The 14,998-nt window shown below is 35.1% G+C and carries 11 protein-coding genes; 6 read left to right on the top strand and 5 right to left on the bottom strand.

The window, feature by feature from the left end:
* Positions 1 to 125 precede the first annotated feature (125 nt).
* Positions 126 to 4,706, top strand: a complete 4,581-nt coding sequence (locus LEGAS_RS05040) for a glycoside hydrolase family 70 protein (protein WP_013231597.1) — start codon at positions 126 to 128, stop codon at positions 4,704 to 4,706.
* A gap of 233 nt (positions 4,707 to 4,939) precedes the next feature.
* Here the strand turns inward: LEGAS_RS05040 and LEGAS_RS05035 are convergent, their stop codons facing one another.
* Entirely contained in the window at positions 4,940 to 5,911 is a 972-nt protein-coding gene (locus tag LEGAS_RS05035; RefSeq protein WP_013231596.1) for a LacI family DNA-binding transcriptional regulator, read from the bottom strand.
* A gap of 129 nt (positions 5,912 to 6,040) precedes the next feature.
* Positions 6,041 to 6,820, bottom strand: coding sequence for an SDR family oxidoreductase (locus LEGAS_RS05030; RefSeq protein WP_013231595.1), 780 nt, complete (start codon positions 6,818 to 6,820; stop codon positions 6,041 to 6,043).
* Positions 6,821 to 6,998: 178 nt separating this feature from the next.
* Between LEGAS_RS05030 and LEGAS_RS05025 the strand changes: the two genes are divergently transcribed.
* From LEGAS_RS05025 to LEGAS_RS05005, 5 genes are all read left to right on the top strand, one after another.
* A complete protein-coding gene (locus tag LEGAS_RS05025; protein WP_010386963.1) occupies positions 6,999 to 8,330 on the top strand; it encodes a gluconate:H+ symporter in 1,332 nt (443 codons plus the stop codon).
* 93 nt (positions 8,331 to 8,423) lie between these two features.
* Positions 8,424 to 9,386 carry a Gfo/Idh/MocA family protein gene (locus LEGAS_RS05020; RefSeq protein ID WP_010386965.1) on the top strand — a complete coding sequence of 321 codons (963 nt, stop codon included), beginning with the start codon at positions 8,424 to 8,426 and terminating at the stop codon, positions 9,384 to 9,386.
* Between the two features lie 294 nt (positions 9,387 to 9,680).
* Entirely contained in the window at positions 9,681 to 10,403 is a 723-nt protein-coding gene (locus LEGAS_RS05015) for an ABC transporter ATP-binding protein (RefSeq protein WP_010386967.1), read from the top strand.
* Positions 10,400 to 11,506 (top strand): ABC transporter permease, encoded by a 1,107-nt coding sequence (locus LEGAS_RS05010; RefSeq protein WP_013231594.1) that lies wholly within the window; start codon positions 10,400 to 10,402, stop codon positions 11,504 to 11,506. The genes LEGAS_RS05015 and LEGAS_RS05010 overlap by 4 nt, the downstream gene beginning before the upstream one ends.
* 37 nt (positions 11,507 to 11,543) lie before the next feature.
* On the top strand, positions 11,544 to 12,512 hold the full coding sequence (locus LEGAS_RS05005) for a S66 family peptidase (protein ID WP_010386969.1): 969 nt from the start codon (positions 11,544 to 11,546) through the stop codon (positions 12,510 to 12,512).
* Between the two features lie 479 nt (positions 12,513 to 12,991).
* Here LEGAS_RS05005 and LEGAS_RS05000 read toward each other — a convergent pair whose 3' ends face one another.
* From LEGAS_RS05000 to LEGAS_RS04990, 3 genes are read right to left on the bottom strand one after another with little or no spacing between them, the layout of a single operon-like run.
* Positions 12,992 to 13,246, bottom strand: coding sequence for a hypothetical protein (locus LEGAS_RS05000; RefSeq protein WP_013231593.1), 255 nt, complete (start codon positions 13,244 to 13,246; stop codon positions 12,992 to 12,994).
* A complete protein-coding gene (locus tag LEGAS_RS04995; RefSeq protein ID WP_013231592.1) occupies positions 13,243 to 13,614 on the bottom strand; it encodes a hypothetical protein in 372 nt (123 codons plus the stop codon). The genes LEGAS_RS05000 and LEGAS_RS04995 overlap by 4 nt, the downstream gene beginning before the upstream one ends.
* Before the next feature lie 26 nt (positions 13,615 to 13,640).
* Entirely contained in the window at positions 13,641 to 14,963 is a 1,323-nt protein-coding gene (locus tag LEGAS_RS04990) for a Y-family DNA polymerase (protein WP_013231591.1), read from the bottom strand.
* Positions 14,964 to 14,998: the final 35 nt, after the last annotated feature.

Raw genomic sequence — 14,998 nt, 5'->3', positions numbered from 1 at the left:
ATTTATGCATATTATAAAAATCATTATTTTATTAGTGTATATTGAAAAGGTTGTTTGTGTCAATTAAAGGTCTGTCAACCTAAGATGATCAAAAATAATGAATAAGGTTTTGGAGGAAAATGAAAATGAAAAATCAAGAAACAACGTGCCGAAAAAAATTATACAAATCAGGAAAATTATGGGTTACTGCTGGGATGTCGCTGATTATCGGTTTAGGCATGTCTGTACAGCAAGTTAGTGCTGATACGACACACTATGTTGCAGTAAAAAAAGCCAAGAATACGTTGCAAGACGCTCCTGTTGCTGCAACTAAAAAAATATCAAATACTGACCAAAATGTTTCTGTTTCATCGAATCAAACAAAGGGAGCAACAGATCGTGTTCAAGATAACACTTTAACTCAGCCAGTTTCAAACGATTTATCAGCTCAAACTGCAGTACCAGTCAGTAATGATAAAAAAACTATTCAGGATTCAAACAATTCTGTAGCTAATCAAAACAAAAATACTGATAGTAATGCTAATACAGTACAGACAAAGGACAGCCTTGCAGTTAATGCACCTGTTAAAACACCTACTGATGTATTACCTACAACTGGTCAATCCACGACTAATTCAAATAATCAGCCAAACACTGATACTACTAACAACCAGCTGGCTAACAATCAAAAAGATAATGATGCTGTTACTAAAAATGACACTTCAGTATCTGTAAAAGCGCCAACAGAAGATCATGGAAGCAGCACGGCACCAGTAAAGGAAAATAATCAGTCTGAAATAAAAAAAGATTCAAATCAATATCATTCCAAAAATATCCAAACAATTGACGGGAAAACATACTATATTGATGACAATGGACAGGCAAAGAAAAACTTTACCACCGTTGTTGATGGACAAGTACTATATTTTGACAAAGAAACGGGCCTTTTATCAGCAACAAATGATTATCAATTCAAGCAAGGCCTGACAAGTCAAAACAATAGCTTTACAGCACATAATGCGGTTGAAAATACGACTAAGGATAGCTTTACTGAAATTGATGGTTACTTAACAGCTGATAGTTGGTATCGTCCGAAAGATATATTAGTTAATGGGAAAGATTGGACAACCTCATCTGATAAAGATTTTCGACCACTTTTGATGAGCTGGTGGCCAGATAAAATGACGCAAGTTAATTATCTTAATTATATGAAAACCCTTGGTTTAAGCAATAGTTCAGTTAATTTTTCCGCCAATGATGACCAAAGTATACTAAATCAGGCTAGTCAAGATATACAAGTAAAAATCGAACAAAAAATTAGTCAGGAAGGCCAAACTAATTGGCTACAGCATGATATTTCTGATTTTGTTGATAGTCAATCCAATTGGAATATTAATAGTGAGTATCAAACAACTGGTAATGATAAAGACCATCTTCAAGGTGGTGCATTACGTTATGTTAATAGCGATAAAACGCCTGATGCTAATTCTGATTATCGTCTTTTAAATCGCACACCAACAAACCAAAAAGGTTATTCATCGTATTCTATCGATCCAACACAAGGCGGTTATGATTTTTTATTAGCTAATGACGTTGATAATTCGAATCCGGTTGTTCAAGCTGAACAATTAAATTGGATGTATTATTTATTGAATTTTGGTTCAATTACTAATCAAGATGCTGATGCCAATTTCGACGGTATTCGCGTTGATGCTGTTGACAATGTGGATGCAGATTTGTTACAAATCGCCTCAGATTATATGAAAGCTGCCTATGGCGTTGATAAAAATGATGCTACTGCCAATCAACATTTATCAATCCTTGAGGATTGGAGTGATAATGATGCAGCATATGTTAAAGATCAAGGTAATAACCAATTGTCAATGGATAATAAATTACGTCTAGCGTTAAAATATTCATTGACAATGCCACTAACTGATCAAAAGGGTACTGCTATCCGAAGTGGACTAGAGCCATTGATTACAAATAGCCTGGTTGATCGTACCACAGATTCAACTGACAATATAGCACAACCTAACTATTCGTTTGTACGGGCACATGATAGTGAGGTGCAAACTGTCATTGCTGAAATTATTAAGGAAAAAATTGATGCCAATTCTGATGGTTTAACCCCAACAATAGATCAATTGGAACAAGCTTTTAAAATTTATAATGCTGATCAATTAAAAGCAAACAAAGAATTTACACAATTTAATATTCCTAGTACTTACGCATTATTGCTAACAAATAAAGACACTGTTCCGCGCGTTTATTATGGTGATTTATATACTGATGACGGTCAGTATATGGCAAACAAATCACCATATTATGATGCCATTAATACGCTATTGCAGTCACGATTGAAGTATGTTTCGGGTGGACAAAAAATGTCTATGACATATATGATGGGTGACAATAGTATGGCTACACAAGGTAATCGTGGCTTACTAACATCTGTTCGTTATGGTAAAGGCGCTATGACAGCAGAAGACAAAGGAACGGCTGACACACGGGCACAGGGCATTGCTGTTATTGAAGGCAATAATCCCGAACTGAAATTAAGCGCAACCGACCAAGTTATTTTAAAAATGGGTGCTGCTCATAAAAACCAGGCCTATCGGCCAGCAATACTGACAACCAAGAATGGTATTGTAACATATTTAACTGATGCAGACGTTGACCAAGCATTGGTTAAATACACCACTGACAATGGTGAACTTGTGTTTAATCAGGCTGACATACAAGGCGTTGCTAATCCACAGGTATCTGGTTATTTATCTGTCTGGGTACCAGTGGATGCAAGTAATACACAAGATGCAAGAACAAGTAGTGATAATGTAAAATATGCCAAAGATAATCAAACATTTCATTCAAACGCTGCATTAGATTCACAAGTAATTTATGAAGGTTTCTCAAATTTTCAGTACTTTCCAACGACTGAAAGTGATTATGCGAACGTTTTAATTGCCAAAAATACTGATTTATACAAAAGTTGGGGCATTACCAGTTTTGAATTACCACCACAGTATCGATCAAGCACAGAAGGTAGTTTTTTAGATTCAATTATTCAAAACGGTTATGCTTTTACTGATCGATATGATCTTGGCTTCAATACGCCAACAAAGTACGGCACAGTTGATCAATTACGTGATGCTATTAAATCTCTGCATGCCACAGGAATTAAAGTAATGGCTGATTGGGTACCTGATCAGATTTATAATTTGACGGGTAAACAAATTGTGACAGCAGAGCGTGTCAATAATTCTGGGATTTACAACGAAAATTCAGTGATTAATAAAATACTTTATGCAGCTAAAACTGTTGGTGGTGGTGACTATCAAAAGTTATATGGCGGTGCTTTTCTTGACAAGATTAAGTCATTATATCCTTCATTATTTACAACAAATCAAATTTCAACAGGTGTGCCTATGGACCCTAGTGAAAAGATACAAGAATGGTCAGCAAAATATTTTAATGGTAGCAATATACAAGGTCGTGGTGCCTATTACGTTTTAAAGGATTGGGCTACTAATTCGTATTTTCAAGTTAGTTCGGCGGATAAAAACAATGATTTTTTGCCTAAACAGTTAACGAATCAAATTTCTAACACAGGTTTTGCTTCCGATGATAAAGGTATGACATATTTTTCAACTAGTGGCTATCAGGCCAAAGATACCTTTATCCAAGATGAAAAATCAAATTGGTACTATTTCGATAAAAGCGGATACATGCTTTATGGATTGCAAACTATTAATAATGACAATTATTATTTCTTACCTAACGGTATTGAACTGCAAGATGCTTACTTGTCAGATAGTAAAGGTAATGTTTATTATTTTAATAAGCAAGGCAAGCAAACTGTTAACAATTATTTCATGGATAGTAATAAGAATTGGCGATATTTCGATCAAAACGGTGTCATGGCCAGAGGATTGTCTACTGTTAAAGAACACGTACAGTATTTTAATCAGGATGGCACGCAAGTTAAAGACCAATTTATCACAGATGCAGATGGTAAATTACGCTACTTTACGCTAGATTCTGGTGACATGTTAACTAGTCAATTTAAAAAATTAGCAGACGGATCATGGGCTTACTTTGGCGTTAACGGGTTAGCAGTTAAAGGACAGCAAACAATTAAGGGTCAAAATCTCTACTTTGATGATAATTATCATCAAGTTAAAGGGCATGAACAGGTAGACAATCAAGGCATACGTCACTTTTATGATGCAGATTCTGGTGACATGCTCAGTAACCGTTTTGAAAAGTTAACTGATGGTTCATGGGCATATTTTGATGCTACGGGTCAAGCAGTTAAAGGATATCAAACAATTAAGGGACAACAGCTTTATTTTGATGACGATGCTCACCAAATTAAAGGTCATGAAACTGTTAATCAACAAGGTCAGATACACTTTTATGATGCAGATTCTGGTGAAATGATCAGTAATCGTTTTGAAAAGTTAGCTGATGGTTCATGGGCATATTTTGATGCCACTGGTCAAGCAGTTAAGGGATATCAAACAATAAATGGTCAAAACCTTTACTTTGATGATAATTATCATCAAGTTAAAGGTAGAGCAGTTACTGATAATCAAGGAATAGCACGGTATTATGATGCTAATTCAGGTGCAATGGTGACGGATCATTTTGAAAAATTATCTGATAATGCATGGCGTTATTTTGGTAGTGACGGCACGGCTAAAGTCAGTCAGCCTAATGTTTAAATGGGATATTTGTAACAGTTAAATCGATTTCTTAGACGCAATTATTTTGCCTAAGAGGTCGGTTTTTATGATGTCAGAATAGAAATTAAAAAACGCAAAGATTTTTGCTTCACGTTTTTAAGTGATCATGAGTTACATTGATATCAATTGCTAAAAATGTGATACTCTACAAAGTAAGTTGGTATAGAAGTGTGACTTATAAAACAGTAGTCTAATCAGATAGTATAATTAGATTACTCGAAATGTGATGGGATCACTATTTGTTTTATATCAGTAGTCTGTTGCTCTAAAAATTGAGCCATTAAAATCTCAGCAGCTGTTGCACCCATAAGATAAGGAGATTGTTGAATGAATTTATATTTTGGTGCTAAGTATTTAGGAATATTAGTATCCACAAAACCAGTCAATCTTTGTTGGCTGGTTGTTTCATTCAAAAGATCAGTGTTGGCTATCAATTGAATTAATAGCCGTTCTTTCAAGACAAATAAAAGATTTTTAGAATTTTTTATATCTATTTTATCAGATAATTCAGCCAGATCAAGATGATCCGTATCAACTTCGATAAGTTGGACATGGTCAAAAACTGAGCGAGCGCCTGCAACTCTTTCAACACGTGTTGATATGTCATTAACAGGCTCTGTGATGATCGTAACTTTTTTAAAGCCTTTGTCTAGAAAACTTGTCATTGCAAATTTTGTTACTTGAAAATTATTCGTGGTGACAGCACTAATTTCACCATTACCAATATCTCGGTCAATTAGGACAACTGGTATATGGTTATTGGAAAATTTTTCAATTAAACGACGATCAGTTGATAATGGTTGCAAAATTAAACCTGCAAAGTTTTGGTTGTAAACGGATTCTAGCAGAGCGGATTCAATTATTTTATCTGAGTTTGAATCAAAAAGCACACCAATATAGCCTTGCGCACTTAAAATAGAGACAATGCCCTTGAAATATTCAGAAGAAAAATATTCATCAATATTTGAGGCAATAACAGCAATTAAGTTTGATTTTTGTTTTGCCAATTGCACAGCGGCTGAGTTTCTAATATAAGCGGTTTCTTTAATTATTTTTTTTAATTTTGCTGCTGTTTTTTCAGACATTTGATTCAACTGGCCATTAAGATAACGACTGACTGTAGCGGTTGAAACATTTGCTTTAGTAGCGATATCTTTGATCGTTAATTTTTTAGTTTTATCCATACTTACACAGTCTCCATCAATCAAATTAAAGGCTCAGTATTTTAGACATACTCTAAAATACTGAGCCTATTTCATTCTAGCATTTGCAAAGCATGTTTACTAGCGCTTGTACCGATCGCTATAAACGACTTATCGTAATAAATAACCACCATCAACTGGTAACGTTACGCCTGTGACATAGTCGGAAGCATGACTAGCCAGAAATACCACTGTTCCCATGAGTTCTTTAGGATTTGCCCAATGTCCAGCTGGAATGTGTTGCAAAATTTCTTTGTTCCTGGTTTCATCTTCTTGCAATGCTTTGGTCATTGGTGTATCGATATATCCTGGCGCAATGGCATTGACTTGAATATTATGAACTGCTAAGGCATCTGCGTAAGCTTTAGTTAGACCAACAACGCCATGTTTACTAGCCGTATAGGGGAAAATAAACTTCCCGGCACGATAAGACTGCATCGAGCCAATGTTGATAATTTTTCCGCCGCCATTTTCAGACATTAGCAGTGCCGCAGCTTTAGAGATATGATATACAGCATTTAAATTCAAATTAATCACTGCATCCCAATCCTCATCTGGAAATTTTTGCCATTCATGACGCTTTTGCATGCCTGCATTATTAACGAGAATGTCTAATGTCTGACTGCTATTTTTTATAAAATTTATAATTTGATCTGCTGCATCTTTTTTTGTGATGTCCAACTTGAGAAAATCAACGGTCCGCCCATAGGATTCAACAATGTGTTTTGTCTCTGCCCAACCACTTTCATCACGCGAGACAACTAAAATATTAGCGCCGACTGAACTTAATGCTTCAGAGTAGTATCGTCCAAGACCAGATGCACCACCCGTAATTAAAGCTGTTTTTCCAGTGAGACTAAAAGTATTAATTGAAAAATTTTCTGTTGTCATGTTGTTTTCTTCCTTAAATTAAAAATGTTGTTTTTTTACGAAAGCGCTTACGTAAAATATATTATACCTGTATAGTACTACTATAAAAATTAATGTGCAAGTATAGACTTTTTAAAAGAAAGCGCTTACAATATAAATATGACGTAACCGCTTACGTAAAATTTGGAGGAATTGAATTATGCCATTATTAATAACATTAGTATTTATCATTTTATTGATATTCATGATTGTTAAATTAAAGCTAAATACGTACATAGCATTATTGCTAACAGCAGTTCTGCTGGCTGTGTCTTTAGGCATTCCAACAGAAAAAATACCTGCTGTCATCGAAGCCGGTATTGGTTCTCAATTAGGTCATTTGGCCATTGTCTTTGCTTTAGGTGCCATGATAGGTAAACTAGTTTCAGACACTGGTGGGGGATATCGCATTGCACAAACCTTAATAAAAAGGTTTGGCGTTAAACAGATTCAAATTGCCGTAGTTATTGCTTCGTTCATTGTTGGTATCGCACTTTTCTTTGAAGTAGGGTTGGTCGTTTTGTTACCTATTTTATTTGTTATTGCAAATGAGTTGAAGATACCATTGCTGTATTTGGGTATACCAATGGCTGCTACATTAAATACAGCACATGCTTTCTTACCACCACATCCTGGTCCAACAGCAATTACAGCAATTTTCAATGCAAATATTGGCCAAGTATTGCTCATTGGTATCGTTGTATCAATTCCAACAATTATAATTGCTGGACCACTTTTTAACTGGTTTTTGCAAAAAGTATATCCTTCAGCTTATCACAAGACGCTGCCAAATATATTTGGCGATTTAAAAGAATTTGATATTGATGAGACACCAGGGGTTGGTATTAGTATTTTGACATCGATGATGCCTGTTATTTTAATCGGAGTGAGCACGATTGTGCAGTCACTGTTGGCTGGTAAAAGTGTCCTAAAAACAGCAGTAACATTCGTAGGCAGCCCAGACATTGCTATGATTTTATCTCTGTTGTTTGCCTTGTACACTATGGGTATTAGACGTAAGCAAACTCTTGACCGGTTGAGTGGCAGTTTAACCGATTCTGTTAAACAAATCGCCATGATGCTCTTGATTATTGGCGGTGGCGGTGCTTTGAAGGAAGTTCTTGTTCAGGGCGGCATTGCAAACTATGTTTCTCAAATTTTTGCTACGAGTAATCTATCACCAATATTTGCCGCATGGTTAATCACTGCTATTTTAAGAGTTAGTCTTGGATCATCAACAGTTGCAGGTATAACGGGTGCTGGATTGGTATTACCTATGGTTCAGGCTTCGGGTGTGAATCCAGCTTTGATGGTATTAGCGGTTGGCGCCGGATCTGTATTTGCAGATCATGTTAACGATGCAGGATTCTGGATGATTAAAGAGTACTTTGGCTTATCTTTGAAAGAAACATTACTATCATGGACAACATTAACAAGTGTCTTATCTGTCTCAGGTTTAATCTCCGTTTGGTTAGCTTCATTCTTGTTCTAGAGATGAGTTACGCCCCCATAGAATAGATGTAGTCGATCAGATATTTGACATTTTGAGGATGCTATTAATTTTATATTAGAAAGGGTAAAAACGATGAGATTAAATTGGGCAATAATTGGCACTGGCACGATAGCTAATGAAATGGCGACATCATTTTTGAAGAAAAATAAAAATATTTATGCAGTATGCGGACGTAATATTGACAAAATGCAACAATTCGCTGATAAATATCATATAGAAAAACAATTTATAAAGTTAGAAGCACTTCTTTCAGATGAGCACGTTGACGCAGTATATATTGCGACGCCACATAATACTCATTTTGAGATAACGAAGCAGGCTTTACTACATGATAAGCATGTGTTGATAGAAAAAGCTATTGTTGTCAATCGAGATGAGTTAAATGAGCTCAATAATATAGCTTATAATCGAAACTTAATGATCATGGAAGCTATGACTCTATTGCACATGCCGCTCATTAAAAAAGTTAAATCACTAGTAACAGCAGGTGCATTAGGAGATATAAAGACCATTAATGTTACTTTCGGCAGTCACAAACCTTACGATGTTAAAAATAGATTTTTTAACCCTGACTTAGCCGGTGGTGCGCTACTTGATATTGGTGGCTATGCATTTACAGCAGCCCGCTATTTTATGTCGGAGCAACCAAACAATATGAGTTCTTTCGTCAATTATTTTGAAACAGGAGTAGATGAGCAATCAGCAACAATTATAAGTAATTCAAAAAATGAATTAGCTACTGTTTCTTTATCAATGCAGGCAAAACAGCCCAAAGCATTAACAATTTCAGGAACAAAAGGATATATTCGTGTCCTGGAATTTCCCCGTGCGCAAGAAGCAACTTGGTATCATACGGAAACAAAGACGTGTGAGGTGATTATAGGCGGAAATACGGAGGATGCACTAGTATATGAAGTTGAAGATTTTGAGAATGCGATTGAAAATCCAAATCAAATTAAGGTTTATAATGACATGACTGCCGATGTATTTAGTATTTTCCAGACTATTCAAACTAAATGGCAATCAAATAATTAGGGACAATTTTTGTTTTTTGTCTGCAATCGCCATCGGCCAAAATAAACCATATCCTTATTCTAAAAATGGCAGTTATCTGTTTTTTTAAATCAAACCCGATTAGTTATATTTTCTACGACTAATCGGGTTTTACTATGTTTTTTAATAGAAACGACATGATTTAGTTTGGTATGGTTTTAATGACAGAGGATTCATGAGATGATAAACTATAAGACTAAGCTGCAGCTCTTTTATATGGATGTTGTAGACAATTACTATTAAAGTCGTGAGTAATCACTCAAAAGGAGAATGACTATGCAAACTGTCATTAGTGTAGAAAAAGTTTCAAAATCCTTCGGAAATCAACAAGTTCTAAAAAATATTGACATGCTGCTCAAAAAAGGAGAAATCATTGGGTTAATCGGTCCTTCAGGTTCAGGAAAATCCACTTTAATAAACATTGCCCTAGGTGTTGAAAGAGCAGATTCAGGATTGACCACAATATTTGGAGAAAAAATGCCAAATAGAATGCTTCTAGGTAAATTAGGGTATATGGCACAATCAGATTCATTATATGAAAGTTTAACTGCAAAAGAAAATATTGAATTTTTTGCTGAGATGAAAGGCGTTGACAAAAAGTTATTAATACAAGAGATAACACGTGTTGCTAAAATAGTTTCCTTGGAAAACTATTTAGATAAAAGAGTATCTGGCTTCTCTGGTGGCATGAAGAGGCGTTTATCTTTGGCTATAGCTTTAATTTCTGATCCCGGATTATTGATTTTAGATGAGCCAACTGTAGGAAGTGATCCAGCTTTACGGTTACAAATATGGCAAGAACTCCATCGTATGCGCGATGAAGGCCATGCTATTTTAGTGACAACACACGTTATGGATGAAGCTGAGTTAGTTGATCGTGTGGCGCTGTTATTAGGTGGCGAATTAATAGCCAACGATTCACCTCAAAACTTAGAGAGCCAGTATCATGTTGATAGCATAGAAAAAGTATTTTTGAAAGCTGAAGGTGAGTTAAAATGAGGAGAACAATAGCTATTTCAAAACGAATATTTTTAGAATTAATAAGAGATAAGAGAACTTTAGCTATGCTATTTTTAGCGCCTGTATTAATATTGACACTGCTAAATTATGTTTTTTCAATTAATACTAGTACATCTGTAAATATAGGTGTTGTTAATGTGCAAAGGTCTATGAAATCTACTATTAATGATGTTAAACATGTTAATGTAAAGGAATATGATAATAAAAAAGAAGCTAAAAAAGCGTTAGATAATCAAAAAGTAGATGCAATTTTCGAAGAAAATCAACATGATGATTATAGTGTGTTGTACGCAAACACTTCTGCCTCAAAAACTGCGATGATTAGGCGTATTTTGAGCGCTTCATTTACTCAAGAAAAAACTTTTCAAATGGCTGATACGCTTAAACAAATGACAGAAAAACTTGGCATGAATTCTGATAATAAAAATACTACTAATGGTGTTAATTTAAAAGAGTCATATAACTACGGCAATAAAAATACAACTTATTTTTCATCAATAATGCCAATATTTATGGGATTTTTTGTTTTCCTATTTGTCTTTTTGATTTCAGGCATGTCTTTACTCAAAGAACGTACTTCAGGCACACTGGGTAGGTTACTCGCCACACCGGTTAAAAGATCAGAAATAGTTTTTGGATATATTTTGAGTTATAGTTTAGTGGCTATTATTCAAACAACGATAATTGTATTTTTCACCATTTATGTATTAAATGTCCAAGTAACAGGCTCGATACTCAATGTATTCATAATTAATCTATTGCTGGCTTTAGTTGCATTAACTTTTGGATTACTACTATCAACATTGGCAAATTCAGAATTTCAAATGATGCAATTTATTCCTATTATTGTTGTGCCACAAATTATTTTTTCAGGAATTATACCATTAGATTCTATGGCAACCTGGGCACAATGGATTGGCAACATATTGCCAATGAAGTACGCTTCAAATGCAATGACTGATGTTATTTTGTATGGGAAAAGTTTTGCAAATATTTTACCTGAACTTTTGATGCTAATTATATTTATAGTTGTCTTACTCGTGGCCAATGTTTTTGGACTGCGTCGTTATCGTAAGGTATAATAAATAATTAATGTTAAAAGAAAAATGGTGATCTATGATGGCTTTAAATCTAACAAAAGGTGACGAAATTAGAATTATATCTCCCAGTTCCTCAATAAAGAGAGTTGGTGGTTTTAAGGACAATTTAATTGCAAAAAAACGATTAGAGAACTTAGGATTTAAAGTAACTTTCGGGAAACATATTCTTGAAAACGATGCGTTCTATTCTAGTAGTATATCATCGCGAGTTTCGGACTTTCACGATGCATTCGGTGACAAAAATGTTAAAGCAATTATGACTACCATCGGCGGGTTGAATTCGAACGAATTATTGCCACATATTGATTGGAATGTTGTGCGTTTGAATCCAAAAATGTTTTTTGGGTATTCGGATACAACTAGTCTACATAACGCAATTCGTGCAATGACAAATGAGGTTACTTATTATGGACCATGTTACTCTTCATTCAAGATGGATGATTTACAAAAATATCAAACAACAGAGTGGTTAAAGGCAGCATTAAATAGTTCATTTGAATTAAAACCTAGTAATGTTTGGATTAGTGATTTGTGGTTTGACAAGTCATTGGCACGTAATCCAATGGCAAATAAATGGAAAGTGTATACTAATGGTCAAGCGACAGGTATCTCAACTGGTGGCAATAGTCAGACATACTGTTTACAAGCAGGAACAAAATTTTTTCCGAAAACACAAAGTCCAATTGTTTTTATTGAACAAGCAGAAGATGGAGACCCACTTGAGTTTTCTCGTGAGTTAGCTCAGATATTACAAATACACACTGATATAAAGGCACTTGTAATAGGCAGATTTCCTACTGTTAATGAAATGAGTGAACAGAAACTTCGAGTTATTTTAGATAAGTTTTTAATCTTAAAAACAATACCAGTAATATATGATTTAGATTTTGGACATACTCAACCAATATTCACCGTGCCATTGGGCCAAAATATCATGGTTACTGCAAGTAGCAGTGATAAAATTAAGGTTAACGTACAAGAAATATAGTTTTTTTAAGCAAAGTTGCTATATTTTATTTTTACAGCAATTTGGCTCATTATTGAGGACTAGGTTACAAAGTTAGCATGAATATGTGTTGGCTTTTTTATTTGTAATTAAATCCAATGAATAGGATATATAAATCAGCTTGCAATCTGCCCGACATATGTTACTTTCGATAATATATATTATGTCAACTAATGTGTTCGGGGCGGATTGCAAGTCATTTACCAGATGTTTAATCAATTAGTAAAATTCCGGAAATCTTTTTGTAATTTCACTGGTTGTTTTTTTATTTGTAAGACACTTGTTATTCTATTATACCAATGTCATACACTAATGTTAAATCACTGTCCACGGTTTCTAAAGCTTATTTTAAAGCTGTTTAACACATTGATTCCGCAATTATATTTCTAAAAAATACAGTTACTCAGTTGCTTTGCTGAGTAACTGTATTTTTTGATTGTTTATAGTCTTAATTAATGTGACTAGGTACTCGTACGAACCGTTAATTTAGTAGCTTGATAAATCTGTTTTGCTATTGCTGGTATTTGCAATCGGTATTCATCATCAAGACGACCAATTTGTTGTGAGCGTCTAGCTTGTCCAATTTTATAGTATTCAAAGAAGATATTAACTTTTTTGGCATATCGTTGATTAACGATACGTACTTCATAAATCGTATTGGGTTGTTTGGTGAATAGCGTTTGGATAGTTGTAATCATGTCGTCAATTGGATTCATTTTTCTCTGATAACCGTCCTAATGTCTTCATAAGCGATAAATTGTTGATTGATGTAGACACCTAATTCTGTGAAGCCATTGACTAAACCAGTCACATTAGGAATCAAATAACCATCAGTAGTTTCAATATTTTGTTGTATAGTCACTATGTGATAATTAACACATGAGTGTTGCAAGATACTTTGTGCTTCATTTAGTGGTATTTTTGGTAACTTTTGCGGTTTCTGATTACGTTGTCTGTCATCTTTAACTAAAGACGAGGTGTGATCGGATAAAAAGAAACCATTCCATTTGATTTTGCCACGTTCACGATAATCATTTTGAAAATATCGATTGATAATCGTACTAAAGTCTTCTTTGTTTGTCATCTTACTTGGCCAGTATACGCTTTCTTTTAATCATAGCTATTACCCCCATTATGGCCACCCACTAAGCTAGCTCGATCAATCGCAGTACCACCGGCTTCTTTAGACATGGCTCGCATGATAGCAGTTGTGCCAAAACGTTGACGTATTTCATCAACAACCTGGTCAATTTTATTTGTTTTAAGGAGATGTTCAGGTTGTTCAAAGAGATTAAGCTGTACCCCAGTGTCATCAACTAGACTACCGTAAGCAATACCAATGTTTCTAATCACTTCGCCATGCCAATACTTTCTAAAGAGATTAACCATAACAGCCATTAGGGTGTGAGTATCATTGGTAGAATGAATACGGCACTGTTTCCTAAAACCATGAGATCCTTGTTGTTCACTTTCGGCAAAGGAATAGCCGATAAACAAACTAACTAAGCACGTTTGCTTGTGATGCGCACGTATTCTTGTAGCAACCTGATCAGCCATTTCTCGAATGACAATTTCAATCTCATCTTGTTGCCTATAATCACGTGGTAACACTTGCGAGTTACTATAAGACTTACTTTTTGACTGAATGTTTTCAGTCAAATCAGAACGGTCAATACCCCAAGACAAAGCTAGCAGTTGTTCGCCCATTAGTCCCATCTTTGAACGAAAAAAATAGGGATCTTGATGTGCTAAGTCATACATCGAATGAACACCCATTAAATTGAGCTTACGCGCAGTCCGTGAACCAATACTCCAAACGTCATTGAGCTGTGTGATTGGCCATAATTTCTCTGGGACATCTTCGTAATGCCAAATACCAGTTAAATTCTTTGCATGCTTGGCTTCAATATCCAGTGCTAATTTAGCTAATACGGGTGAATCACCAATACCAACAGTTAAATAGATACCTGTTTCTGCCCGAACTTGTTGCTGTATTTTGAATGCAACTTCTGCTGGTGTCCGACCAAAGAATTGCCAAGAATCCGTCATATCAAGGATAGATTCATCAATCGAATATGGCAATAAGTGGGCATCGTCAGTGTATTGTCGGTAGATGTTATTAATACGCAAGTTCTCTTGAATATAAAGATTCATTCTTGGGTGAGCAATCACTAAGTCCGGGCAAACAGGCATATCACGTTGTCGGGTAACATTAGTAATACCCAGTTTTTCCTTGGCCATTGGTGAAGATGCTAGAACTAAACCACCGTTTGTATTTTCTTGTTCCGACATCACAACAAGTAATGCTTTTAATGGATTATAGTCACGCTCCACACACTCCACACTGGCATAGAAACTTTTGGAGTCAATCACAAATATCACACGTCGTTCTTCATGCGTATAATCATATTCAGTTTTTTGCTGGTCCACCATAGACTATCTCCAAAACAAGTGTGTATAACTTATTA

Origin of the sequence: Leuconostoc gasicomitatum LMG 18811 (genome assembly GCF_000196855.1) — a bacterium.
Classification (GTDB): Bacteria; Bacillota; Bacilli; order Lactobacillales; family Lactobacillaceae; genus Leuconostoc; species Leuconostoc gasicomitatum.
Note: the sequence above shows the minus strand (reverse complement) of the source record. Positions and strands in the feature narration are given on the sequence as shown.

Excerpts from the sequence above, each read along its gene's own strand:
- LEGAS_RS05010 (WP_013231594.1), top strand. The coding sequence starts at position 10,400 with ATGAGGAGAACAATAGCTATTTCAAAACGAATATTTTTAGAATTAATA.
- LEGAS_RS05015 (WP_010386967.1), top strand. The coding sequence starts at position 9,681 with ATGCAAACTGTCATTAGTGTAGAAAAAGTTTCAAAATCCTTCGGAAAT.
- LEGAS_RS05040 (WP_013231597.1), top strand. The coding sequence starts at position 126 with ATGAAAAATCAAGAAACAACGTGCCGAAAAAAATTATACAAATCAGGA.
- LEGAS_RS05030 (WP_013231595.1), bottom strand. The coding sequence starts at position 6,820 with ATGACAACAGAAAATTTTTCAATTAATACTTTTAGTCTCACTGGAAAA.
- LEGAS_RS05025 (WP_010386963.1), top strand. The coding sequence starts at position 6,999 with ATGCCATTATTAATAACATTAGTATTTATCATTTTATTGATATTCATG.
- LEGAS_RS04995 (WP_013231592.1), bottom strand. The coding sequence starts at position 13,614 with ATGACAAACAAAGAAGACTTTAGTACGATTATCAATCGATATTTTCAA.
- LEGAS_RS05000 (WP_013231593.1), bottom strand. The coding sequence starts at position 13,246 with ATGAATCCAATTGACGACATGATTACAACTATCCAAACGCTATTCACC.
- LEGAS_RS05035 (WP_013231596.1), bottom strand. The coding sequence starts at position 5,911 with ATGGATAAAACTAAAAAATTAACGATCAAAGATATCGCTACTAAAGCA.
- LEGAS_RS04990 (WP_013231591.1), bottom strand. The coding sequence starts at position 14,963 with ATGGTGGACCAGCAAAAAACTGAATATGATTATACGCATGAAGAACGA.
- LEGAS_RS05020 (WP_010386965.1), top strand. The coding sequence starts at position 8,424 with ATGAGATTAAATTGGGCAATAATTGGCACTGGCACGATAGCTAATGAA.
- LEGAS_RS05005 (WP_010386969.1), top strand. The coding sequence starts at position 11,544 with ATGGCTTTAAATCTAACAAAAGGTGACGAAATTAGAATTATATCTCCC.